This window comes from Flavobacterium branchiophilum NBRC 15030 = ATCC 35035 (assembly GCF_002217205.1).
Taxonomy (GTDB): domain Bacteria; phylum Bacteroidota; class Bacteroidia; order Flavobacteriales; family Flavobacteriaceae; genus Flavobacterium; species Flavobacterium branchiophilum.
The window spans coordinates 1-1,557 of sequence record NZ_MUGT01000189.1 but is presented as its reverse complement, the minus strand read 5'-3'; the positions used below and the strand labels follow the sequence as shown (position 1 = coordinate 1,557).

Below are 1,557 nucleotides of genomic sequence, written 5' to 3'. Positions count from 1 at the left end.
TCGTATATTTACTAGTTGGGCAACATTCTACCCAAAAAGAGCCGAAAGTGAACTTTTAACACAAGATACACTTATTTAAAAAAATAATTTGTTAATTTGCTTTGTGGAAAAAATAGGACACATAGAAATAAGAATAACAGGTTCAAAAGGTAATATTGAACTATCTCCCGATAATTATGACATTAGGGAAATAATTACTATTCTTGAAAATGCCGAAAATTTACTTTATCCTGGCGACAAAAAGGAAAGACCAATTATAAGCTACAATATTGAACAAGGTTCCGTAAAACATATACTTAAAACTTCAATCCAATTTATAATCGGTTTTAATGCTATAATTGGACAAGTTAGTAATATTCAAGAAATTGATTTTCTTGATTTACAGACAGCAAAAGCATTTGAAAATTTACAAAATATTGCGATAAAAAAGGATTATATTTTTAGTATAAAAACTTCATTAGAAAATAGTAATGAGGTGAAAGTTGATAGAACAACTCGATATATCAGAACTGAAGCAATTTGGGCAGATGCGGAATTCTATTTCTATGGTAAAATAACAAATGCCGGAGGGAAAGATAAAGCAAACATCCATATTCTTACAGCAGACTTTGGTACTATTCGTATTCAAACTCCAATTAGTTTTTTAGAGGATTACGAGGAAAATTTACTTTATAAATCTCTTGGAATTAGAGCTTTAGGAAAACAACATTCCTCAACAGGAGAGATAGATACTACAACATTAACATTCTTAGAGTTAGTTGATTATCAACCAAAGTATGACGATTTATATCTTAAAGGACTTCGTGAAAAAGCTAAAAAATCTTGGCTTGACGGAATTGATCCTGATAGTTGGTTAAAAGAAATTAGAGGAGGTTATGATGCGTAAATCAGTTTTGTTAGACACAAGTTTCTTTATAAGGTTTTTAAATGACAACGATCCTTTATTTAAAAATGCAGATGGTTATTTCCGATATTTTATAAAAGAAGAAATAACAATGATTATTTCGACTATTTCAATTGCTGAATATTGTGTTGGAGGAGATATTTATGAATTACCATTGAAAAATTTACGAATTGTTCCTTTTAATTTAGACCACTCAAAGAAAACAGGAGAATTTGCAAAAATAATTTTCAAAAACAAAGGCAAATTAAAATTAAACGAACGCAACATAATACCAAACGATACCAAATTATTTTCTCAAGCTCATTGTGAAAAAACTGTGGAATACTATCTTTCGTCTGATAGCGAAAGTTTGAAAATATACAATCTTCTCAAAGGAGAAACAAATCCAAAATTTATTTTTATCGATTTAAAAGTCCCGCATTATGACACTTTTGGAATTTTAGACCTCTAAAAAAAGAACGATTGCCCAACACACGCTACAAGCAATTTGGGTATTAGGCTTTACGGGAAGTTGGTTTTGTGTCTGAAAGTTCAGTCATTAACCGAAAGTTAAAGGCTTATTTAGCCCACAACCTCGCAAAGCCTGGGAACGTGTGTGCAAGTTTACAAGAAAATTTGCGGTAGAAAGTAACACAAAAATTAATAAAAAAAAT

The 1,557-nt window shown here is 30.2% G+C and carries 2 protein-coding genes; both read left to right on the top strand.

All coding sequences use genetic code 11. The features are described 5' to 3' along the window. Nucleotides 1-103 precede the first annotated feature (103 nt). On the top strand, nucleotides 104-886 hold the full coding sequence (locus tag B0A58_RS15560) for a hypothetical protein (RefSeq protein ID WP_089081798.1): 783 nt from the start codon (nucleotides 104-106) through the stop codon (nucleotides 884-886). Then, complete coding sequence (locus tag B0A58_RS15555; protein WP_243389520.1) at nucleotides 876-1,355, top strand: hypothetical protein; 480 nt, start codon at nucleotides 876-878, stop codon at nucleotides 1,353-1,355. Before B0A58_RS15560 ends, B0A58_RS15555 begins: the two co-directional genes overlap by 11 nt. Nucleotides 1,356-1,557: the final 202 nt, after the last annotated feature.